Source organism: Saccharopolyspora karakumensis, assembly GCF_004349225.1.
GTDB classification, from domain to species: Bacteria; Actinomycetota; Actinomycetes; order Mycobacteriales; family Pseudonocardiaceae; genus Saccharopolyspora; species Saccharopolyspora endophytica.
The window spans coordinates 33,832-56,315 of sequence record NZ_SMLA01000019.1 but is presented as its reverse complement, the minus strand read 5'-3'; the positions used below and the strand labels follow the sequence as shown (position 1 = coordinate 56,315).

At 71.8% G+C, this 22,484-nt stretch carries 18 protein-coding genes; 7 read left to right on the top strand and 11 right to left on the bottom strand.

What is annotated here, in order from left to right; translation table 11 throughout:
- Positions 1-31: 31 nt before the first annotated feature.
- From E1202_RS14925 to E1202_RS14915, 3 genes are all read right to left on the bottom strand, one after another.
- The gene (locus tag E1202_RS14925; protein ID WP_132683664.1) at positions 32-1,525 is read right to left on the bottom strand and encodes a long-chain-fatty-acid--CoA ligase; all 1,494 of its coding nucleotides are present in this window, start codon (positions 1,523-1,525) and stop codon (positions 32-34) included.
- A gap of 174 nt (positions 1,526-1,699) precedes the next feature.
- Positions 1,700-2,392: a haloacid dehalogenase type II gene (locus E1202_RS14920; protein WP_132683663.1), complete on the bottom strand. Its 693-nt coding sequence runs from the start codon at positions 2,390-2,392 to the stop codon at positions 1,700-1,702.
- A 123-nt stretch (positions 2,393-2,515) separates the two neighbouring features.
- Entirely contained in the window at positions 2,516-2,989 is a 474-nt protein-coding gene (locus tag E1202_RS14915) for an Lrp/AsnC family transcriptional regulator (protein ID WP_207918640.1), read from the bottom strand.
- Positions 2,990-3,205: 216 nt separating this feature from the next.
- Here E1202_RS14915 and E1202_RS14910 point away from each other — a divergent pair, with 216 nt between their 5' ends.
- The 3 genes from E1202_RS14910 to E1202_RS14900 all read left to right on the top strand — a co-directional run bounded on the left by E1202_RS14910 (position 3,206) and on the right by E1202_RS14900 (position 5,924).
- The gene (locus tag E1202_RS14910) at positions 3,206-3,871 is read left to right on the top strand and encodes a YitT family protein (RefSeq protein ID WP_132683661.1); all 666 of its coding nucleotides are present in this window, start codon (positions 3,206-3,208) and stop codon (positions 3,869-3,871) included.
- A 138-nt stretch (positions 3,872-4,009) separates the two neighbouring features.
- Positions 4,010-4,663 (top strand): class I SAM-dependent methyltransferase, encoded by a 654-nt coding sequence (locus tag E1202_RS14905; RefSeq protein ID WP_132683660.1) that lies wholly within the window; start codon positions 4,010-4,012, stop codon positions 4,661-4,663.
- A 4-nt stretch (positions 4,664-4,667) separates the two neighbouring features.
- Positions 4,668-5,924 (top strand): APC family permease, encoded by a 1,257-nt coding sequence (locus tag E1202_RS14900; protein WP_268952324.1) that lies wholly within the window; start codon positions 4,668-4,670, stop codon positions 5,922-5,924.
- On the opposite strand, the gene E1202_RS14895 is transcribed toward E1202_RS14900, so the two are convergent.
- On the bottom strand, positions 5,902-8,871 hold the full coding sequence (locus E1202_RS14895; protein ID WP_132683659.1) for an AfsR/SARP family transcriptional regulator: 2,970 nt from the start codon (positions 8,869-8,871) through the stop codon (positions 5,902-5,904). The two genes, E1202_RS14900 and E1202_RS14895, sit on opposite strands and share 23 nt — an antisense overlap.
- An 802-nt stretch (positions 8,872-9,673) precedes the next feature.
- Between E1202_RS14895 and E1202_RS14890 the strand changes: the two genes are divergently transcribed.
- The 4 genes from E1202_RS14890 (at position 9,674) to E1202_RS14875 (ending at position 14,376) form a co-directional block, all read left to right on the top strand.
- A complete protein-coding gene (locus E1202_RS14890; protein ID WP_132683658.1) occupies positions 9,674-10,306 on the top strand; it encodes a carbonic anhydrase in 633 nt (210 codons plus the stop codon).
- Between the two features lie 109 nt (positions 10,307-10,415).
- Positions 10,416-12,788: a wax ester/triacylglycerol synthase domain-containing protein gene (locus E1202_RS14885; protein WP_132683657.1), complete on the top strand. Its 2,373-nt coding sequence runs from the start codon at positions 10,416-10,418 to the stop codon at positions 12,786-12,788.
- Positions 12,785-13,693 carry a DMT family transporter gene (locus tag E1202_RS14880; RefSeq protein ID WP_132683656.1) on the top strand — a complete coding sequence of 303 codons (909 nt, stop codon included), beginning with the start codon at positions 12,785-12,787 and terminating at the stop codon, positions 13,691-13,693. Before E1202_RS14885 ends, E1202_RS14880 begins: the two co-directional genes overlap by 4 nt.
- Positions 13,690-14,376, top strand: coding sequence for an SDR family NAD(P)-dependent oxidoreductase (locus E1202_RS14875; RefSeq protein ID WP_132683733.1), 687 nt, complete (start codon positions 13,690-13,692; stop codon positions 14,374-14,376). Before E1202_RS14880 ends, E1202_RS14875 begins: the two co-directional genes overlap by 4 nt.
- Positions 14,377-14,455: 79 nt before the next feature.
- Here the strand turns inward: E1202_RS14875 and hpnH are convergent, their stop codons facing one another.
- Genes hpnH through hpnC form a run of 7 tightly spaced genes read right to left on the bottom strand, consistent with a single transcriptional unit; the run spans position 14,456 to position 22,188 of the window.
- Complete coding sequence (gene hpnH / locus E1202_RS14870; RefSeq protein ID WP_132683655.1) at positions 14,456-15,457, bottom strand: adenosyl-hopene transferase HpnH; 1,002 nt, start codon at positions 15,455-15,457, stop codon at positions 14,456-14,458.
- A gap of 2 nt (positions 15,458-15,459) precedes the next feature.
- Positions 15,460-16,119, bottom strand: coding sequence for a 5'-methylthioadenosine/S-adenosylhomocysteine nucleosidase family protein (locus tag E1202_RS14865; RefSeq protein ID WP_132683654.1), 660 nt, complete (start codon positions 16,117-16,119; stop codon positions 15,460-15,462).
- A 1-nt stretch (position 16,120) separates the two neighbouring features.
- Positions 16,121-18,061 carry a squalene--hopene cyclase gene (gene shc, locus E1202_RS14860; protein ID WP_408006484.1) on the bottom strand — a complete coding sequence of 647 codons (1,941 nt, stop codon included), beginning with the start codon at positions 18,059-18,061 and terminating at the stop codon, positions 16,121-16,123.
- Complete coding sequence (locus E1202_RS14855) at positions 18,058-19,065, bottom strand: polyprenyl synthetase family protein (RefSeq protein ID WP_132683653.1); 1,008 nt, start codon at positions 19,063-19,065, stop codon at positions 18,058-18,060. Before E1202_RS14855 ends, shc begins: the two co-directional genes overlap by 4 nt.
- Positions 19,062-20,423 (bottom strand): hydroxysqualene dehydroxylase HpnE, encoded by a 1,362-nt coding sequence (gene hpnE / locus E1202_RS14850; protein WP_132683652.1) that lies wholly within the window; start codon positions 20,421-20,423, stop codon positions 19,062-19,064. The genes E1202_RS14855 and hpnE overlap by 4 nt, the downstream gene beginning before the upstream one ends.
- Positions 20,420-21,316 (bottom strand): presqualene diphosphate synthase HpnD, encoded by an 897-nt coding sequence (hpnD, locus tag E1202_RS14845; protein ID WP_132683651.1) that lies wholly within the window; start codon positions 21,314-21,316, stop codon positions 20,420-20,422. The genes hpnE and hpnD overlap by 4 nt, the downstream gene beginning before the upstream one ends.
- Entirely contained in the window at positions 21,280-22,188 is a 909-nt protein-coding gene (gene hpnC / locus E1202_RS14840; RefSeq protein WP_132683650.1) for a squalene synthase HpnC, read from the bottom strand. The genes hpnD and hpnC overlap by 37 nt, the downstream gene beginning before the upstream one ends.
- Positions 22,189-22,484: the final 296 nt, after the last annotated feature.

Below are 22,484 nucleotides of genomic sequence, written 5' to 3'. Positions count from 1 at the left end.
GGGCCCAGCGCGCGGCCGGGCCCGGCACCGCTCACACCTCGCGGGGCATCTCCTTGACCTCGCGGCGCAGGATCTTGCCGGTCGGTCCCTTCGGCAGCTCCGGGACCAGCCAGACCTCGCGCGGGTACTTGTAGGCGGCGATGCGCTGCTTGACGAACTCGCGCAGCTCGTCCTCCGTGGCGTCCTGACCGGGCTTGAGCGAGACGGCCGCGCCGACCTCCTCGCCGAGGTCGGGGTGCTTGACGCCGACCACGGCCGCCTCGGCGACGGCCGGGTGCTCGTAGAGCACCTCCTCGACCTCGCGCGGGTAGACGTTGTAGCCGCCGCGGATGATCAGGTCCTTCTTGCGGTCGACGATGAAGTAGTAGCCGTCGGCGTCCTTGGTGGCGATGTCGCCGGTGTGGAACCAACCGTCCTTGATCGCCTCGGCGGTGGCCTCCGGACGGCCCCAGTAGCCCTTCATCACGTTCTCGCCGCGGATGACGATCTCGCCGGGCTCGTCGAGTCCGACCTCGTTGCCGTCGAGGTCGACGACCTTCATCTCGCAGCCGCGCACCGGCAGCCCGATGGATCCGGGCTTGCGCTCGTAGCCGGGCTGGTTGAACGAGGCCACCGGCGAGGTCTCCGACAGGCCGTAGCCCTCCAGCACCTGGCAGTCGAACTTCGCCTCGAAACCGCGCAGCACCTCCACAGGCATCGCCGAACCACCGGTCGCGCAGGTGCGCAGCGAGCTCATGTCGGCGCCGTCGGCGTCGGGGTGGTTGAGCATCGCGGCGTACATGGTGGGCACGCCCTCGAAGATGGTGACCTTGTCGCGCGGCACGATCTGCAGGGCCTTGGCCGGGTCGAACCGCGGCAGCAGGGTCAGGCACGCGCCGACCATCACCGAGGTGTTGAGCGCGCAGGTCAGGCCGAAGACGTGGAACAGCGGCAGGCAGCCCATCACCACGTCGTCGGGGGTGAGCTCGAACAGCGTCTCCACCGCCATCTCGGCGTTGGAGGCGAGGTTGTGGTGGGTCAGCTCGGCGCCCTTGGGCTTGCCGGTGGTTCCCGAGGTGTAGAGCAGCACGGCGGTGTCGGAGTCGGTGCGCTCGACGGGTTCGGTGATCGGCTCGCCGCCGAGTTCGAGCGGGCCGACCGCGCCCACCACCACGCCCGGGATGCCGACCTCGGCGGCAGCGGCCGGCACCGCGTCGCCGCCGCCGTCCCAGCCGTAGACCAGCGACATCTGCGAGTCGCGCAGGTAGTACTCGACCTCGCGGGCCTTGAGCAGCGGGTTCATCGGCACCACGGTCGCGCCTGCCAGCAGCGCGCCGTAGAACAGGATCGGGAAGGCGGGAACGTTCGGGAACACCAAGCCGACTCGGTCGCCAGGTGAGATGCCGCGTTCCCGCAGGTCACCGGCCACGGCAGCGGCCGAGGCGTGGAGCTGGGCGTAGCTGAGCACGTGCTCGTCGAGACGGACGGCGGGCCGGTCGCCGTGCCGCTGAGCGGACGCGACCAGGTTCGCTGCCAGGTTCGTCATGTTCCGTTCCCGTCGTCGTTGAGGTGGTTCGGAGCAGGCGAGATCATCGATCCCCAGCAAATCGTCCATGTTCCGCAGCCCGGTGGCAATCGTTCGGGTGTACATTTCGGTAACACGTAGCCGTCATACCTGCGGCAATGCGCCGAACGGCCGATCGCCCCGCCTCGGGGCGCCTCAGAGCAGCTGGGCGGCGAGTTCGGCGATCGTCGAGGCCTGGAGGTCGAACTCGTCCTCTTCGACCGGCTCGCCTTCGCCTTCCCTGGCGATGTAGGCGGTGGCCATGCCCTGCTCCGCGGCGGCGCGCAGGTCCCACGGGTGGGAGGCCACCATCAGGGCCTGACCGGGTTCGACGCGCATCAGCTCCAGCGCCTTGCGGTAGACCGACGGGTCCGGCTTGTAGGCGCCGACCAGCTCCGAGGACAGGGCGAACGCCCAGCGCAGGCCGCCGCGACGGGTGATCTCGGCCAGCGCGAGCATGGTCGTGTTGGACAGGGCGACGACGTTGAACCGGTCGGCCAGCGCGCCGACACCGGGCGCGGCGTCGGGCCAGGGCTTGGGGCGCAGACCTTCCGCGGCGAGCTCGGCCAGCGCGTCCTCGCCGAGCGAGACGTCGGCGGCCTTGACGGCGTGCTCCAAGGCCTCCCGGTTGAGCTCGTCCATCGGCCGGTACTCGCCCTCGGCCGCCTCGGACAGCAGCTCGTCGAGCCTGGTCAGCCAGGCGGTCGCGAGCGCGTCGACGCTGCCCTCCGCTTCACCTGCCTCCTCCAGCGCGCCCTGGACCGCGGTGCGGGTCGAACCTCGTTCGTCGACAACGGTTCCCAGGACATCGAAGATCAGCACGGACAGGCGAGAGACATCGAGCGACACCGGGTGATCATGCCCGTTCGGAACGCAAGATCACACCCCTTCGGGTGAACACGGTTCGATCTCGAGTCGGTTGCCGAAGCAGCAAAAGACGGAGGGAACTCGACCACTTCGCCGCGCGGCCGGTCACGACGTGCGGGCGGCGACCTCCAGCAGGCCCCGCATGCGGGTGGTCATCGCCTCGTGCAACGAGATGGCGGTGCTGGTGCGCTCGACTCCGTCGATGCCGAGGATCTCGTTGGTGATCCGGTTCAGGTCCTGGGTGTCGCGGGCGACGACCTTGACCATGAGGTCGGCGTCACCGGAGGTCGCGTGGATCTCGATCACCTCGGGCAGCTCGCGCAGTGCCGTGGTGGTCACCGGCTGCTTGGTCTGGCTGATCTGCATCGACACGAACGCCACCAGGTCGTAGCCCAGCGCGACCGGATCGACGCGCCGGCTGAAGTCACCGATGACGCCGTTGTGGCCCAGCTTGCGCAGCCGCGCGTGCACGGTGTTGCGCGCGACGCCGAGCTGGCGGGACAGGCCGAGGATGGTCAGGTCCGGGTCGTCGTCGAGGGCGAGCAGGATTCGGGCGTCGAGGGCATCGATCTCGTTCACCAGCGGCACGCTCCGGGAGGTCGGGGGTCGCCGCGCGGTGAGCGCACGACCGAAACCCCAGGTCAGATGTGGTGCCGGACACATCGGGGGAGAACCGTGTGACGAGCACCTGCGGATTGAGCACTGTGCCACACCGGCCCGGCCATTCGCGAATTCTGGCGCAGCCGCGGAGGGCTGTGTTGCCTGCTGTGCTGTGCTGACCCGAGAATTTCGAGCATGCCTGCGCAGACCGCGACCCCGACCCCCGTGACCGCACCGACCAGCGCAGCCGAGACCCGGCAGCCGATCGCACTGCCGCACACCCGCATCGAGGACGCGCTCGGTCTGCTCACGGGCACCTTCGTGGTCTCGCTCGGCCTGCACCTGCTCAAGTCGAGCCAGATCGTCACCGGCGGAACAGCGGGGCTGTCACTGCTGCTCAGCTACGGGCTGCCGGTGCCCTTCGGGGTGCTGTTCCTCCTGGTCAACCTGCCCTTCATGGCCCTGGCGGTGGCCAAGAAGGGCCGTCGGTTCGCGGTGCGCTCGCTGATCTCGATCGCGCTCGTCTCGGCGTTCGCCCCGCTGCACGCGCAGCTGTTCGGGGCCCTGCACCTGCCGCAGGTCTACGCGGCGGTCAGCGGCAACCTGCTCATCGGCATCGGGCTGCTGATCGTGTTCCGGCACGACTCCAGCCTCGGCGGGTTCAACGTCGTGGCCCTGGTCGCCCAGGAACGGCTGCGGTGGCGGGCGGGCTACGTGCAGATGGGGCTCGACGTGCTGGTGATCGCCGCAGCGCTGCTCGTCGTCTCCCCCACCGCGATGCTGATCTCGGCGCTGGGCGCGGTGCTGCTCAACGGAGTCCTCGCGCTCAACCACCGGCCCGGGCGCTACCTGGGGGCATGATCGCGCGGGCGCGAAAGCGGCGCTGCCGTCGGCGAAGCCGACCATCGGACTCGGCTTCGCGCACCGCGGAGCAGGTCTTCGCAGCGTGGTAGCTTTCCCGCGTTGACCAGGCATGTGCGATCTGCTGCGGAGGCTCGCGTGAGCACCGAACTCCCCGACTTCGACGCCGTCTACCGGGGCGAGTCGCCGGTGACCGAAGACGCGCGCGTGCCGTGGAACATCGGTGTGCCGCAGCCGGCCATCGCCGAGGTCATCGAACGCGGTGACATCGTCGGTCCGGTCCTCGACGCCGGGTGCGGCGTCGGTGTGACCGCGCGGGAACTGGCCGCGCGCGGCTTCGAGGTGCTGGGCGTGGACCTGTCCGCGACCGCCATCGCGCAAGCCGAGGCCGCCCGCGACGAACGACACGCCTCGGCGACGTTCCAGGTCGGCGACGTCACGGAGTTCTCCGGCCACGACGGGTACTTCGGCACGGTCATCGACAGCACCCTGTTCCACTCCATGCCCGTCGCCAGCCGCGCCGCCTACGTCGCCGCCATCGCTCGCGCGGCCCGCGAAGGCGCGCAGCTGCACATGCTGGTGTTCGACAAGGGCGCGTTCCCGGAAGGCAGCGGCCCCAACGCCGTGGACGCCGACGAACTGCGCGCGGCGGTCGCCGAGCACTGGACGATCGACTCGATCGAACCGAGCACCATCGCCGGTTTCCTGCCCGCCGGAGTCGGCGCCCACCACCCGGCCGACGAAGCGGGACGCGCGCTCGTCCCGGCCCACTTCCTCACCGCGCACCGCTGATCCGGTGGTGACGCCGAACCCGCAGTCCCCGGGTGCTCCGCTGGCACGGCGGTTGGGCACCGTGGATGCGACCACGATCGGCCTGGGCTCGATGCTGGGCGCCGGGGTGTTCGCGGTGTTCGCTCCCGCCGCTGCCGCCGCCGGTAGCGGACTGCTGTTCGCACTGGTCATCGCCGGGTTCATCGCCTACTGCAACGCCACGAGCTCGGCGCAGCTGGCGGCGGTCCACCCGGCTTCGGGTGGCACCTACGTCTACGGCCGCGTCCGGCTCGGCCACTGGTGGGGTTTCACCGCCGGGTGGGGTTTCGTGATCGGCAAGACGGCCAGCTGTGCGGCGATGGCCCTGACCTTCGCCGCCTACGCCGCACCGGGTTTCGAGCGACCGGCCGCTGCGCTGGCGGTCGCGGTGCTCGCGGCCGTGAACTGCGTCGGCATCACCCGCACCGCCGCGCTGACCCGGATCCTGCTGGTGCTCGTGCTGATCGTGCTGGCCGGTTCGGCCGCGCTGCTCTACCCGTCCGCCGGGCCCGCCGGTGCGCACGACTGGCTGCCGCGCGGTCCGCTGGGCGCGCTGCAGGCGTCCGGTCTGCTGTTCTTCGCCTTCGCCGGGTACGCCCGCATCGCCACCCTCGGCGAAGAAGTCCGCGACCCCGCACGCACCATCCCGCGCGCGATCCTGCTGGCCTTGCCGATCGCCGCGGTCACCTACGGAATCGTCGGACTGGCCGTGCTGCTGGTCCTCGGCCCGCACGCGCTGGCCGCCAGCACCGCGCCGATCGCCGACGCGATCACCGCGGCCGGGTACCCGCAGCTGACGCCGGTGGTGCGGATCGGCGCGGCAGCGGCCAGCCTCGGCGCGCTGCTCGCGCTGATCGCCGGTGTCGGGCGCACGGGACTGGCGATGGCCCGCGAGGGCGACCTACCGCGCTCCCTCGCGGCGGTGCACCCGCGCTTCCAGGTCCCGCACCACGCCGAGCTGACCGTCGCCGCGGTGGTGATCGCACTCGTGCTCACCACCGATCTGCGCGGGGCGATCGGGTTCTCCAGCTTCGGCGTGCTGGTGTACTACGCGATCGCCAACGCCTCCGCCTTCACCCAGCCACCGGCCGAGCGCCGGTGGCCGAGGGCGCTCAACGCCGCCGGGCTGGCGGGGTGCCTGCTGCTGGCCGCGACGCTGCCCTGGACCTCGGTGGTGGCGGGGCTGGCGGTGTTCGCCGTCGGGCTCGGCCTTCGGCTGCTCAGCAGGGCACGCTCGGGCTGATGTCCGCGCTCAACCTCCTCCGCAACTCGCCGGCCTCCGGGGCGTCGAGCTCCTCGTAGATCCGCACCGCCGTTTCCCAGTGCCGGGTGGCCGATTCGCGCCTGCCCGCCGCGTCGTGCAGATCACCGAGCCCGGTGTGGGCGCGGGCCCGCACGTAGTTGCTGCACCCGCTGCTGGCCACGCCCAGGGCGTGCAGGTGGCAACGGGTGGCTTCGGCCTCATCTCCCATCGCCGCGTGCGTCTCGGCCAGCGCGGTGAGCGCGATCGCCTCCAGGTTCGCCGACCGCATCTGGCGCGCGAAGACCAGCGCCGCGCGGTGGCTTTCCAAAGCCTGCGGGTGGTCACCGAGGCAACGGCGGATGGTGCCCAGCCGGTGCAACGTCATGCCTTCGAGGAACCGGAACTTGCCGCGGCGGGCGAGCACCAGCGCGCGCTCGGCGTGCTCGGCCGCCTCGGCGAACCGGTCGAGATCCCGGTAGACGCCGGCCAGCGCGTAGGACGCGTCGGCCTCGGCCGGACGGTACCCGTGCGCTGCGGCCACCCGCGAGGCTTCCCGCAGGCACTCCAGCGACTCCTCGTGCCGCCCCCACCGCCGGTGCAGCCGTCCGAGGCAGATCATCGGCCGCAGTCCCAGCAACCGCAGACCTGCCTGCTGGTAGAGCCGCGTGGAACGGCGCAGGTGGTCCAGCGCCAGCTCGGTGTGCCCGGTGAACACGCACACCTCCCCCAGGCTCTGCAGCACCGCCGCGGTCCCGGCCGGCCCATCGGCCTTGAGCAGCGCCTCTTCCAGCAGATCGCGGGCCGTTGCGAAGTCGTTGCGCCGGCAGTGCGCCACGCCCAGTCCGCGCAGCGCGATCCCCTCGCCGACCCGGTCCCCGCGCCGCGCGGCGATCTCCAGCGCCTTGCCGTGGAGCCGCTGGGCCGCGTCGACGTGCCAGCCGAGGTCGAGCGCCGCGTCCAGCACGATGGCGAAATCGACCGCGTAGTGCTCGAATTCGCCGTCGGCGGTCTCGGCGATGCGCACCATGGTGTCGCGCTTGTCGTCGAGCCAGCGGGCCGCGTCCTCGTGGTCGCGGATCGGCGGCGCGCGGAAGGCCGGTTCTCGCACCGGTAGCGAGCCCGGGGCGAAGAACCCGGAGGCGGTGGTGGCGACCTGCAGGTAGTAGTCGTAGAGCCGTCGCAGCGCTTCCCGCCGCTCGGCGGCGGTCTCGGTGATGCTGGACAGCTCGGCGGCGTAGGTCTCCAGCAGGTCGTGCAGCCGCACCCGCTTGCCCGCGACCTCCTCCACCAGGTGCGCGCGCACCAGTTCGGCCAGCCCCCGGCGGATCACGCGGACGTCGTCCTCACCGGCCAGCGCGGCCAGCGAGCAGGCGTCCACCTCGTCGCCGGGGTGCAGTCCGAGCATCCGGAACAGCTTCGCCTCGGCCACCGACAGGTTCCGGTAGGACGCGGCGAAGATGGTGCGCACCGACGCCTGCGGGTCGCCGCTGTCGAGCAGGTCCAGACGCGCCTGGGCACAACCGAATTCGGCGATGGTCTGGCTGATGCCGCGGTTGCGGTGCCGCCGCACCCGTTCGGCCGCGATGCGCAGCGCCAGCGGCAATCGCGCGCAGCACTCGATGAGCTCGTCCACCGCGCCCTCGTCGGTGACCAGGTCGCCCAGCAGTTCCTTGAGCAGCAGTCGCGCCTCGTCCGCGGTCATCCGGTCCAGCTCGACCAGGTTCGCTCCGTGCCCGACGAGCAGTCCGTCGAGCTGGTGGCGGCTGGTGACCACCACCGCGCAGTCGGAGTTGCCGGGCAGTAGCGGGCGCACCTGCTCGGCGCTGGCGGCGTTGTCGAGCACCAGCAGCACTCGCTTGCCGTCGAGCAGGCTGCGCAGTCGGGCACCGCGCTCGGCCGGGTCCAGCGGTACGTCCTTGCCGTCCACGCCCAGCGCCCGCAGCCACCCGGCCAGCACGTCGCCGGGTTCGGCCGGTGTCCCGGTGCCGAACCCGCGCAGATCGGTGTAGAGCTGGCCGTCCGGGAAGCGGGTCTTGACCCGGTGCGCCCAGCGCAGCGCCAGCGAGGTCTTGCCGGTTCCGGCCGTGCCGACGATGACCGCGATCGGGATCGTGCGGGTCTTGGCGTCGAGCATCGCGTCCAGTTCGGACAGCGGGAGCTCGCGGCCGACGAAACCCGTTGCGCTGTGCGGCAGTTGGGCGGGCACCTGCGTCGTTCCCATGACCTCGACCGCTTCGCCCGCGCGGATCTGACCGTGCAGGGCGCGCAGCTCCGGCCCCGGGTCCAGGCCGAGTTCGTCGTTGAGCACCTCGCACGCGTGCTGGTAGGCCGCCAGCGCCTCGGCCTGCCGTCCGCTGCGGTAGAGCGCGAGCATGAGCAGGCCGTGCAGCCGCTCCCGCAGCGGGTTGCGATGCACCGCGTCGAGGAGTTCGCCCGCGACGGCCTCGTGCCGACCGGCCCGCAGCTCGGCGGCGTAGCACTCCTCCACGGCCAGCGACCGCTGCTCGGTGAGCCGTTCGACGACGGCGTCCACGTCAGGCAGGTCGACCTCCTGGTACGGCCTGCCCCGCCACAGGCCCAGGGCACGCCGCAGCAACCCGGCGGCGCAGGTCGGATCAGGCTCGCCCGCCGCTTCGTCGAGCAACGCCGCGAAGACCGCCGCGTCGAGCTCTCCCTTCTCGACCCGCAGGCAGTAACCGGCGGGGCCGTAGATCAGCCGGTCCGGGTCGTCGAGTTCCCGGCGCAGCCGGTGAACGTGCACTTGGAGCCGGCTCGCCCCGTGCTCCACCGACCCACCCCACAGCGCTTCCAACAGGACGGTGACCGGTACCGGTTCGTTGGCGTGGGCGAGCAGAACCGCCAGCAGGCTGCGTCGCAGCGCACCCGTCAGCAGCGACGCTCTGTCCCCGTCGAACATCCGGACCGGTCCAAGAACTTCGAACCGCATCTCGCTTCCCCCAGAAATCCACAAACGATCAATCCTGCCGCACTTCGCCCCTTCGCCGCTGCCTCCGGAAAGCGGCGAGAAAGCCACGCCGCGCACATTGGCCGCACATCGTCGGCCAACTCAACGAGAAGCACTCCAATGAGTGATACCGACTACCTGTTCGATGCAGGATCGGATTTCGGAATGGGAGCACGAATGGCGTGCGACAACAGGTCCTCAGCCAATGGAACGACATTCCGAGAATCCGAGCCGCGCGCGAGAACGCGACGGCCCAGGCCACAGGAACGTCACCGTGATCCGGCCTCGCGGGCCGGCGTGTGATCGGCGTCCGACCTGCTGGCGAAGCAGGTCGGCCCACGCGGCGTCGGCTACACGCGTGGCCAGAAAAGACGATGATCCATCGCTACACCCCCCAGGTGTTCGCGTAGCTTCTTCCCCCAGAGCGCGGTGGTTGAACCACCGGCGTCGGTTCCGATGATGACCGTTCCCCCGAACAGCGCACAAGCTCTTGAGCCGAACAATTTTCGAGGCTCGCCGTCGACGCCATCCTGACCTGGCGAAACTCTGTGCGAATTGCTCGCTTTCAATTCGCTCCGACACGCCGAGGCCGTGTCGGGCCTCGTGTGCGGACCACTTCCGAACGACAGATCGGTGGTGAGGCGGCCCCCTCATCCGCCTCACCACCGCGCGCCGAGAATACGACGGACAGGAGGTCGTTGCGAACTCAAGCACCGCTGCCACCAGCGTGGTCTCCCCCACTCGCGATCTGCCGCGGCCACCCGGCTGGGTTAATGTCAACACCATGAACCGCACGCCCGCCACGCCCGCCGAGGCTTTCGCGACACTCATGGAAGGCAACCAGCGCTTCGTCGAGAGCACCCGCCTGCACCCCCACCAGGACGCCGACCACCGCGCCTCGCTGGCGCCGGGTCAGACGCCCTTCGCGGTGCTGTTCGGCTGCTCCGACTCGCGACTCGCGGCGGAGATCATCTTCGACCGCGGGCTGGGCGACCTGTTCGTCGTGCGCACCGCCGGTCAGGTGACCGGTCCGGAGGTGCTGGGCAGCATCGAGTACGGCGTGGGGGTGCTGCGCACTCCTCTGGTCGTGGTGCTCGGCCACGACTCCTGCGGCGCGGTCGTCGCGGCGCGGCAAGCGGTCGTGGAGGGCACGAACCCGCCCGGGTACCTGCGCGACATCGTCGAGCGGGTGACGCCGAGCGTGCTGGCCGCCAGGGCCGCCGGTGAGGAGGACGTCGACGACATCGTCGACGTCCACATCCAGCGCACCAGCGAACTGCTGGTCGAGCGCTCCTCGCTGCTGGCCGACGAGGTCGCCGCAGGCCGCTGCGCCGTGGCGGGCCTGTCCTACCGGCTGGCCGACGGCACGGTTCGCCTCGTGGCCAGCCACGGCCCGCTGGAGCGCAGCGCGGCCTAGCGGCACCGGCCACTGTGGATGATGACCGCGGTGGCCGTTCTCGGGAAGCCGGTCCTCTCGTCACGCGTTAGCCTGCGATGGCACGTGCTTGGCGAAAGGAACCGGCCGCGTGAGCTTCCAGCCCCGTCGAGTGCTCCTGATCAGCGCCACCATCGGTGAGGGCCACAACGCGACCGCTCGTGCCGTCGAAGAGGCGGCCCGCGAGGTCTGGTCCGGCTGCGAGGTGGTGTGGCTCGACGCGCTCCGCATCATGGGCCGCTGGGTCCCCGGGGCGTTCAACTGGATCTACGTCACCAACGTCGAATCCACGCCGTGGCTCTACGACTTCTTCTACGACTCGCTGTGGCGCTACCGGTGGTTCGCCAACGCCTCGCGGCGCTTCGTCGGCGCCTGGTGCGGCCCGCTGCTGCGCCGCGAGATCCGACGGGTCGACCCGGACCTGATCGTGTCCACCTACCCGCTGGGTACCGCGGGGCTGGACTGGATGCGGCGGCACGGCGAGCTCGACCTCCCCGTCTCGGCGGTGGTGTCGGACTTCGCGCCGCACCCGTTCTGGGTCTACCCCGAAGCCGATCTGCACTACGTGATGAGCGAGGCGAGCCTGCGCGCGATGCACCGCGCCGAGCCCGGGGCGGTCGGCGCGGTGTCGGTGCCGCCGGTGCGACGCGACTTCCACCCCCGCGACCGCGCCGAGGCGCGGGCCGAGTTCGGATTCCCGGAAACCGGGTTCACGGCGTTGATCTCGTGCGGTGCGATGAGCTTCGGCGCGGTGGAGCGCGCCATCGACGCGGCGCTGCGGGTCGACGGGCTCGCCCGCGTGCTCGTGGTGTGCGGGCGCAACGAGGCGTTGCGGGAGCGCCTGCTCGCCCGGGGAGACCAGCGGATCGTGCCGCTGGGCTGGGTCGAGGACATGCCCGGTCTGATGGCCTGCTCGGACGTGGTGATCACCAACGCCGGTGGCGCCACGGCGCTGGAAGCGCTGGCGTGCGGGCGCGCGGTGCTGATGTTCGAGCCGATCGCCGGTCACGGCCGGGCCAACGCCGAGCTGATGGCCGATGCCGGACTGGCCGAGCTGTGCCCGAGGGAAACCCAGCTGACCGCGACGCTGCGCCGCTGGGCCGCCGACCCGCAGGAGGTCGGCGAACGCGAGGAGCGGGCGCTCAAGCACAGCCGGTCGGCGGAGTTCGCCGATCAGGTCGCGGCGTTGGCCGACGTGCCGCGCCACCACGGCCCGCGTCGGTTGCGCGCGCAGGACGCCTTCTTCGTCTACGCCACCACACCTGAGGTGTCGCAGCAGACCGGCGCGATCCTGCGCCTGGAACCGTCCCCGGATTCAGCACAGGTGTGGTGCGAACACCTCGCGCGCCGGATCCAGGACCGCGCGCCGTCGCTGCCGATGCTGACCCGCAGGCTGGTGATCCGGCCGGGCCGTCGTCCACAGTGGAGGCACGCCGGTCCGGTCGACCCCGCCCTGCACCTCGGCTGTCGCGAGCTCGGCTCCGAACAGGACGCCGAGGGGCTCACCAGCGAGTTCTTCTCCACGCCGGTGCGCACAGACCGCCCGCCGTGGGAGCTGCGCCTGCTGCACGACGCGGCCACCGGGCGGGCGACCCTGCTGGCGAAGATGCACCACTCCCTCGGTGACGGTCTGGCCGTCACCAACGCGCTGATCCGGCTGCTCTGCGACGGCCACCACCCCGCTTCGGCCCCGAGCACGAGCGGCCGGTCGTGGGCGCAACGGGTCCCGGTGGTGCTGCGCGGACTCCTCGGCCTGGCCACCTCCGCCGGTGCGACCAACCCCGCCTGCACGGGGCGGAGCTCGCACGCACGCAGCTTCGGCCACCTCGCGCTGCCGGCCGTGCAGGTCCGCGCACGCGCGCGCGATCACGGGGTGACCAGCAGCGCCCTGCTCATCGGCCTGGTCGCCGAGGCGCTGCACCGGGCGCTGGGCGAGCAACGACGCGAGGCGCGGTTCCGGGTGATGGTTCCGCGCACGGCCCGCACCGGGCGCGACGGCGCGGGCACCGCCGCTCCGGGCAACCACACGCATTCGCTGTCGGTGGACCTCCCGATCGGGCCGATGCCGCTGGTGTGGCGGATCCGCGCGGTCGCCGACGCGCTCGCCGAACCCGACCACAGCGGACAGCCCGAGGCCGCGGGCGCGGTGCTGGCCGGGCTCGGCCTGCTGCCCGCCCCGGTGCACGCGTGGCTCGTGCGGCGCATCTACGGACGCCGGTTCTTCAACGCGGTGGTCTCGGTGATGCCGGGACGGCGGCGGCCCGCCCAGGTCAACGGCACCCGGCTCGGCCAGGTGCTGCCGGTGCTGTCGCTGGCCGACGGCGTGGGTGTGGCGATCGGGGCGATCGGATGGGGCGAGGACTTCGGCTTCGGCATCACCACCGATCCCGGGCTCGCACCCGATGCCGGGCGGTTGACCGCGCACCTGCGGGAGGCGTTCGACGAGCTGCGGGAGAGGCGTTGACCGCCGGGACGGTCCTGGTCGTCGCGGTGCCTGCCGCGGTGATCGGTGCCGCGAGCTTCGGGATGGCCAGCGCGATCCAGCACCGCGTCACCAAGCAGGTCCCGGAAGTCGCCACGTTCAGCCCGCGGATGCTGTGGGACCTGGTGCGCAAACCGATCTGGGTGTTGAGCATCGGCACCGTGATCGTCGGGTTGTCGCTCCAGGTGGTGGCGCTGGCGTTCGGCCCCTTGGTGCTGGTGCAGCCGCTGCTGGTGACCTCGGTGCTGTTCGGCGCGGCGTTCGCGGCGTGGCTGGCGGGCAGGCGGATGGACCTCGTCCTCGCGCTGGGCGCGTTGTTGTGCGCGGGCGGTCTCGCGGCGTTCCTCCTCCTCGCGCGACCATCGGGCCACGGCAGCGAGTTCACCGGAGCGCCCGTCCTCCCGCTGTCGCTGGCGATGGGGCTGCTGGTGATCGCGTCGCTGCTGGCGGCGCGGTGGCTTCCCGGCGAGTTCGGCGTGGTGGGCCTGGCGGTGGCCACCGGGGTCTTCTACGGCGTCACGGCCGGGCTGATGCGGGTGGTGGCCGGGCAGTTCCGCACGGGCGGGTTCGTGGAGCCCTTCGGGCACTGGACGTTGTACGTGGTGTGCGTGATCGGGCCGATGGGTTTCCTGCTCAGCCAGCAGACCTTCCAGCGAGGCCGGTTGATGTCGCCGTCGCTGGCGGTGATCACCACGGTCGATCCGCTGGTGGCGGCGGCGATCGGGGTGAGCTGGCTGGGTGAGAGCATCGAATCCTCCCCCGCCATCCTGGCCGGCGAAGCGGTCGCGGGGGCGCTCATGATCGGCGGCATCGCCGTGCTGGCCCGGCGCAGCGAGCAGATCGGCCGCGAGCTGGCCGCCCGGGAGGACAGCGAGTCGTGGGGATGAACTCGGCCCTGGTCACCGGCGCGTCCTCGGGGATCGGCGCGGCCACCGCGCTCCGGCTCGCCGCCGACGGCTGGCGGGTCGTGCTGACCGGACGTGACCGGACGCGCCTGGAGGCGCTGGTCGAGCGCACCGGAGGCGAGTCCGTCGCCGCGGACCTGACCACCGATGACGGGCTGCGGCAGGTGGCGGACGCGGCGCGCGGGGTCGATCTGCTGGTGCACAGCGCGGGCATCGGCTGGGCGGGAACGTTCGCCGACATGCCGCCGCAGCGCATCGACGAGCTCGTCGAGCTGAACCTGACCGTTCCGATGCGGCTGACGCGCGCGGTCCTGCCGCCGCGAGTGGCGTTCGTGGCCTCGGTGGCCGTGGTGGGCGTGCGCGATGAGGACGTCTACTCTGCCACGAAGGCGGGGCTGCGGGCGTTCGCCGCGAGCCTGCGCTACCGGGGAATCACCACGACGACGGTGTTCCCCGGCGCGGTGCGCACGCCGTTCTTCCACGGCCGCGACTACCGGCGCCGGTTCCCGCGCATGGTCGAGCCGCAGCGGGTCGCCGACGCCCTGGTGGACGCGGTGCTGCGCGGCCGCGCGGAGGTCTTCGTCCCCGGCTGGCTGACCGCGGCCGACCGCATCCACGGCGCGCTCCCCGGCGTCTTCCACCACCTCGCCCGCAGGTTCGGCTGACCTCCGCTCAGGACGACTGCGGGCGGTTCTGGTCCGGCCACGATCGATGACCGTTGTGCCCGGCACGACCGCCGCCGGTCTACCCGCGCACTGCTCGGACGGATTCCCGGAGCGAGCCGAGGGTGGCCAGGACCGAGGTGGGTTCGTAGCCGCAGTGGGCCATGCAGTTCGCGCAGCGCGGGTCGTTGCCGCGCCCGTAGGCCTCCCAGTCGGTGTCCTCCAGCAGCTCCCGGTAACTGCCGGCGTAGCCGTCGCTCATCAGGTAGCAGGGCCGCTGCCAGCCGTAGAGCGAGTAGGACGGGATGGCCCACGCCGTGCAGCCGAAGTCGATCTTGCCTTCGAGGAAGTCCAGGAACAGCGGCGAGTGGTTGAAGCGCCACCTCTTCCGCCGCCCCTCGGCGAAGACCTTCTTGAACAGCTCGCGGGTCTCGGTCACGCCGAGGAAGTGCTCCTGGTCGGGCGCCTTGTCGTAGGCGTAGGCCGGCGAGAGCATCATCTGGTCGACCTTGAGGTCGTTGTTGAGGTAGTCGAGCACCTCGATCACCGACTGCGGCGTGTCGGTGGTGAAGAAGGTCGAGTTCGTGGTCACCCGGAATCCGCGCCGCTGGGCGTCTCGGACGTTGTCCACGGCCTGGGCGAACACGCCCTGCTTGCACACCGAGGCGTCGTGGCGCTCCTCCATCCCGTCGATGTGCACGGCGAACGAGAAGTACGGCGAGGGCTCGAACGCGTCGATCTTGCGCGGCATGAGCAGCGCGTTGGTGCACAGGTAGACGAACTTCTTGCGCTTGACCAGCTCCTTGACCAGCACGTCGATCTCGGGGTGCATCAGCGGTTCACCCCCGGCGATGGACACCACCGGGGCACCGCACTCCTCGACCGCGGCCAGCGCCTGCTCGACCGGCATCCGCTGCTTGAGCACGCTCGCCGGGTGCTGGATCTTCCCGCACCCCGCGCAGGCCAGGTTGCAGGCGAACAGCGGCTCCAGTTCGAGGGTGAGCGCGAACTTCTCGCGCCGGGCCAGCTTCTGCTTCATCAGGTACGCACCGACGCGAACCGCCTGGCGCACGGGAATGCCCATGGTTACAACGCCTCCTCACAGGTCGTGCGAAGTTCCGGTGGGATGTGGCGGCCCCAGCGCCGCAGGCAGGAACCCACGGCGTGCAGCCGCGCCAGCCCGGACATCGCCCGGTGGACGGTTCCGGGCCGCAGCAGGGGTTGCTGCGCGGTGTCGACCACGACGCGCACGACCGCCAGCGGTCGATGCCCCGCGGCCTGGGCCAGCACCGCCGATTCCATGTCCACCGCGAGCGCACCCGTGGCGGCGAGATCGGCCCGGCGCTGACCGCGGACCAGCGCGTCGGCGGTCACGACGGGCCCGCAGCGCACCGGGAACCCGCTGCGCGTGAGCTCAGCTGCCAGCGAATGAGCCGTGTCGCAGCGCAGCACCTCGCGGTGGCCGCGCAGTTCGTCGGCGACGATCACGTCCCCGCTGCGCACCTCCGGTGACAGCCCGCCCGCCAGGCCGGCGATCACCAGCACGTCGAAGTCGGCGGCCAGCAGCCGGACCGCGCTGCTCGCGCTGCGTCGCGGCCCGTACCCGGTGCGGCGCACCGTCACCGAATCGGCTCCGAGCCCGGCGGTGCGCAGGGCTTCCTGGCCGTGCGCGACCCCGCCGAGGGCCGAGCGCAGCGCGCTGGCCTCCAGTCGCATCGGCGCGCAGATCAGCATCCTCGTCGACATGTCACTCCCCGTCCCGCAGGTAGCGCCCGAGCGCGGTCAGCGGGAAGATCACCCGGTACAGGTGGTAGTTGATGTAGAAGTCCCCGGGGAACCCGGTCCCGGTGAACTGGGGTTCGTCCCAACCGCCGTCGGCGCGCTGGCTTCGGGCCAGGTAGCCGATCCCGCGGCGCACCGCGTCGGTGTCGTGCCTGCCCACGGCCAGCAGCGCCATCAGCGCCCAGCCCGTCTGGGAGGGCGTGGAGGTGCCCCTTCCGATCCACTGAGGATCGTCGTAGGAGCGCAGGTCCTCGCCCCAGCCACCGTCATCGTTCTGGTGGTTCTCCAGCCAGCGCACGGCGTCCCGCAACGCGCGGTGCTGGCGGTCCACTCCGGCCGCGACCAGCGCGGGCACGACGGCACCGGTGCCGTAGACGTGGTTGGCGCCCCACCGCCCGAACCACGACCCGTCGCGCTCCTGGTTGGACAGCAGCCACTTCACCCCGCCGCGCAGCACCTCGTCCTGCTCGCCGAGGACGGCCAGCGCCTCCACCACGTGGGCGGTGACGTCGGCCGACGGCGGGTCGATGACCTCGCCGAAGTCGCAGAACGGCAGCTTGCGCACCAGCTGCCGGGTGTTGTCGGCGTCGAAGGCGCCCCAGCCGCCGTCCTTGGACCGCATCCCGCGCAACCAGCGGACACCGCGCGCGAGCGCACCGCGCACGGCGTCGGAGTCGGGGTGCTCGACGCGGTTGAGAGCGAGCAGCACCTCGGCGGTGTCGTCGATGTCGGGGTAGCCGTCGTTGTCGAACTCGAACGCCCACCCGCCCCCGGCGGGCAGCTCGGGGCGCTTGACCGACCAGTCGCCCTTGACCCGGATCTCCTCGGCCAGCAGGTAGTCCACCGCCCGCCGCAGCGACGGGTCGTCGGCGGGGACACCGGCGTCGCGCAGCGCCTGCACGCCCAGAATCGTGTCCCACACCGGCGACTGGCACGCCTCCAGTCTGCGCACTGTGCCCTCGGGCGTCTGCTCGCGGATCAGGAACCGCTCCAGGCCACCGAGCCCCTTGGCGATCACCGGGTGGTCCATCGGGTAGCCGAGCAGGTGCAGCGCGAGGATCGAGTACACCCACGGAGGCTGGATGCCGCCCCACGAGCCGTCGGCCTCCTGCCGCGCCACGATCCACTCGGCCGCGCGCCGCATCGCGTGCGTGCGCAGCGACTTCACCGGCCGGCGGTGGTAGCGGTGCAGAACCCGGTCGAGGGCGTGGAAGCCGTAGCCCCAGGACCACTCGCGCTTCGGTGGCTCCGCGGGCCGCCCGGTGCGCAGCTCCCGCAGGGTGATGCCCAGGTCGCGGCGCGGGCGCAGGGTGCACACCACGGTCAGCGGGACCACGGTCTGACGGGCCCAGCACGCCCAGTCGGAGACGTTGAGCGGGCACCACTCGGGCAGCAGCACCACTTCCGGTGGCATGGCCGGCAGGTCGTCCCAGGACCACTCGCCGAACAGCGCCAGCCAGATCCGGGTGAACACCCGGGTGCCCTCCAGGCCACCGCCGGCCAGGATCCAGTCCCGGGCGGCGCGCATGTGCGGGGCGTCGACGTCGTCACCGGCGAGCTTGAGGGCCGCGTACGCCTCGACCGTGGTGGACAGATCGCCGGGGCCGCCGTGGAAGTTCGCCCAGGTGCCGTCCTCGCGCTGCTGGGAGCGGATCCAGCGGGCGGTCTGCGCGGTTTCCGCGGAGGTGCGGATGCCGAGGAACTGCCGCAGCAGCAGGTCCTCGACGTCCATGGTCACGTTGGTCTCCAGCTCGCCCTTCCACCAGCCCTCCGGGCTCTGCAGCGACAGCAGGTGGTCGCGGGCCGCCAGCGCCGCCGTCCGGGCGTCGGCTCGCGCCGCTCCCTGGCTCGGGATCTCGGCGGCGGTGGTGGCCGATCGCGCGGGCTGTTGCAGCTGTTCGGTCAAAGCTTCCTCCGTACGATGAATTCGGCGAGCTCTCCCAGTGCCGCGGTGTCGCCCAGCGATCCGACGTCCAGCTGCGCCTCCGCGAGTTCGAGCCGGCGGCGGCACTCCCGCCGCGTCCAGTCCTCGGATCCGGCGCGACGCACCATCTCGGCGGCTTCGCACAACTGCGCCTCGGTGAGCTGTTCGGGCTGCTCGTAGAGCTCCCACAACCGCTCCCCCGCTGCTGTTCCGGAGGTCAGGGCGTGCACCACCGGGACCGATTTCTTGCGGGTGCGCAGGTCCGACAACACCGGTTTGCCGGTGACCTCCGGGTCTCCCCACAGGCCCAGCAGGTCGTCGATCAGCTGGAACGCCATCCCCAGCTCGGTGCCGTAGGCGTGCAGCGCGCGGACGCTCTCGCGCGGGGCTCCGGCGCTCAGCGGCCCGATGGAGCAGGCGCAGGCCAGCAGCGCGGCAGTCTTGTCGTGCGCCATGCCCAGGCATTCGGTGAGGTCGACGTCCTGGCGGCGTTCGAAGCCGAGGTCGGCGGTCTGCCCGGCGATGAGCACCCGCGTGGTGGTCAGCAACGACCGCACCGCCACGGCCGCGTTGGGGGCGTCGGATTCCAGCAGGACCTCCGGTGCCACGGCCAGCAGCGCGTCACCGGTCAGGATCGCCGCTGAGGATCCGAAGACCGTCCAGGCGGTGGGCCGGTGCCTGCGGGAGGTGTCGCCGTCCATCACGTCGTCGTGCAGCAGCGAGAAGTTGTGCACCAGCTCCACCGCTGCCGCCGCGGGGACGCCGCGTTCTGCTGTGCCGCAGGCGGTTTCGGTCGCGGCGAGGACCATCGCGGGACGCAGCGCCTTGCCGCCCGCGTCGGTGGGCGCGCCGTCGACGCCGATCCAGCCGAAGTGGTACTCACCGACCCTCCGGCTGTCGGCGTCCAGCCGCGCCACCGCCGAGCGCAGCGTCGGTTCCACCAGCTCCCGCGCTGTGCGCAGGGCCGGAGGCAGCAGTGTCGTCATGCCGTCACCTCCACGCTCGTCCGGGATCGCAGTTCGGCGTCGACCACTTCGGCGGCGCGGACGCCGCTGCGGACCGCGCCTTCGGTGGTGTCCGGCCAGCCGGTGGCCGTCCACGCACCGGCGAGCACCAGGCCGGGCACGCCGGTGACCGCCGGAGGACGCAGCGCCGCGCTGCCGGGGGCCTGCCGGAAGGTGGCGTGGGGTTCGCGGGTGACGAAGAAGTCCAGCAGCTCCGCCTTCCCGACCGCGGGGAACAGCTCCCGCAGCGCCGGGAGGAAGATCTCGCGCAGCTCCTCGGTCCGCATCCCGATCTCCTGCTGCGCGGCCGACTGCGACAGCGCCAGGTACTGGCCTCGGCGGGCACCGGAGATGCGGGTGCGGTCGAAGACCCACTGCACGGGCGAGTCGAGCACGGCCGTCATCTCGTGATCGGTGACCGCCCGGTCGAAGTGGACGTGCACGTTGACGATCGGCGAGGACGACAACCGGGCCCACTCGGCGGAGCCGCGCACGGGCAGCTCGCCGACGAGAGCTGCCGCCGCCGGGTGCGGGGTGGCCACCACGACGGAGTCGGCGTCGAGCGCGCTCGCGCCGTCCTGCGCCTCGACCGCGACGTGAAAGCCCTTCGGCCCGCGGCGGATCGCTCGCGCCTTGCACCGGAGCCGGACGTCGACGCCCGCGGCGAGCAGCGTGCGTCGCCCCGCCTCGCCGTGCAGTTCGGAGAGCGGTCGCTGCGGGACCCCGATGTCGCAGGCCTCGGCGTTGTCGAGCAGGCCGGTGCGGAACACCTTGGCGGCCAGTGCCATCGAGGCGTCGTCGGGTTCGGCGTTGAGCGCGGCCACGGCCAGCAGACCCCACAGCGCGTCGACCGCGCGCGGCGTCTCGCCCTGATCGCGCAACCACTGGCCGAGGCTCTGCTCGTCGATCGCCGGGTCCGCCGGGTCGATGCCGCGCAGCGCGAGCGCGGTGCGCGCTGCCCGGACCCGCTGCGCCCAGTTCAACCACCGGTAGCTCAGCAGCGCCGGCGCCAGGTGCGCGGGCGCGCGCAGGTTCCAGCGGGTCAGCGACGCCGGCGCCTCACCCGGGCTGAGCACCGGGACGCGGAACCGCTCCTGCATCCGGATCCCGTCTGCCGCGCCGAACCTGCGCAGCAGGTCGAGGTAGGCGGTGTAGCAGCGCAGCAGCACGTGCTGGCCGGTGTCGACGAGCAGGTCTCCGCGCGCGAACGAGTAGGTCGCACCGCCGAGCCGGGGTCTGGCCTCCAACAGCCGCACGGAGCACCCGCGCTCCCGGCAGTCCAGGGCGGCGGCCATGCCGGCGAGCCCACCGCCGATGACCACCACGGTCCCGCGGTTCACGGCGTCATCCCGGCCAGCGAGCGGGCCGCGACTCCGGCCTTGCGCCACCCCGACAGCGATGTCCGCTGGTGCAGGGCGGCGTTGGGGTTGGTGGCGATGCGCACCAGCAGCTGGTGGTAGATGCCGGCCATCGAGGCGCAGCAGGCGCGCGAGCGGCGGTCGAGCATCGGCAGCAGCCGGAAGCCCTCGGTGTACCAGCGGTCGGCGCGCACGGCCTGGAACCGCATCAGCCTGTTCCACCGCGCGCTGTCCTCGACGAACCCGCCACCGGGTTCCAGATGCACGCCGAAGTGCGCGAGGTCGGAGGCGGGCAGGTACACCCGCCCGTTGATCTGGTCCTCGCGGACGTCGCGCAGGATGTTGGTCAGCTGCAACGCCACGCCGAGCGCATCGGCCCGCGCGGTGGCGACGCGCGGGTCGTCGGTGCCGAACACGCCCAGCGACAGCCGTCCGATCGAACCGGCCACGCAGCGGCAGTAGTGCAGCAGCTCGCCGAAGGTCGTGTAGCTGGTGCCGCGCACGTCGGCCTCGCAGCCATCGATGAGTTCGTCGAACGCCTCCAGCGGCAGCGGCATGCGGGTCGCGGCGTCGGCGAGCGCGACCAGCACCGGATCGGTCGAATCGGTCGAGGCCTGGTGCACCGCCTCGCGGCAGGCCTTGAGCTCGCGCAGCTTCTCCTCGCGCGGCAGGTCGCCGTCGCCGACGTCGTCCACGCGGCGGGCGAAGGCGTAGACCGCCGAGAGCGCGCCGCGCTTGGGACCTGGCAGCAGCCGGATGCCGTAGGAGAAGTTGCGGGCCTGCTCGCGGGTGATCCGCTCGCACTCCTGGTAGGCGTCCCGGAACCGGGTCGGTGAGGTCACCGGGTCCCTCCCCTCACGTGCAGGCGCGCCCATTCGATGAAGGTGCGCGATGTGCTCGGGCTGACCTGCGCGGCCAGCGGGTCGTGTCCGGCCGCGCGGAACGCGGCGACGGTGGCCAGCCCGCCCGCGACGTAGCCGGCGACGGCCACCCGGGCGGTGCCCGACAGGGCGCCGACCAGGACGCTGCCGTCGCGCAGCATCCGGCGCGCCCGGTCGACCTCGAAGCGCACCAGACCGCGCAACGCCGTGGAGGCGCGCGGCGCGGTGAGGTCCTGCTCGTCGCAGCCGTAGCGCTTGAGGTCCTCGGTGGGCACGTAGACGCGACCGGCCCGGTGGTCCTCGGCGAGGTCCTGCAGGTGCTCCAGGATCTGCAGCGCGGTGCAGATCCGGTCGGACAGGGCGATCAACCCCTCCTCGGCTCGACCGAAGACGTGCAGCACCGATTCCCCCACCGGGTTGGCCGACAGCGCGCAGTAGTCCAGCAGCCCGGCGAAGTCGTCGTAGTGCTTGACGTGCTGGTCCCACCGGTTGGCCTCGATCAGCTTGACCAGCGTGGACATCGGGATGTCGCATTCGGTGACCGTGGGCGCCAGCGCCTGCATGATGGGGATGCGCGCGGTGCCCTGGTAGGCGCGTTGGAGGTCGTGTTCGAGGAAGTCCAGCAGCGCGTCGCGGTTGCCGGGCGCCTCGTCGCCGGCGTAGTCGACGAGCCGGAAGTAGCCGTAGAGGGCGTGCAGGTGCCTGCGGACACCGCCGGGCAGGACGCGGGAAGCCACCGGGAAGTTCTCCGAACGCATTCTCGCCAGCACGGCGGCGCTGCGCGGCAGCTCCCCCGGACGCGCCGACCGCTGCGGGTGTTCGGGATCCCCTCCGGACAGCGTCTCGTCCGGCAACGACAAGACCATCGGTCCTCCTCCTATCCACCGGCCAGGAGGCGCAACCGGCATCGTATGAGCGCCCTCGCGGCACCGCAGGGCGAACGAAGAACCACATGAATCACGGTGATTCGCGCCGGTGTTCGACCACGCACCTTCTCCCCGTTCCATATTGGACACCGGATGCGCGCGTCCCGCGCAGACCCGCCAGGAGGTGGCCGGATCGAGTGGCCCACCCTGACCACATTGGACTAGTCGACTACCGACTGCGACTGCGGGCGGGCGCGAGGAACGACCGCGGGTCACCGGGTCGGCGCAGCGAGGCC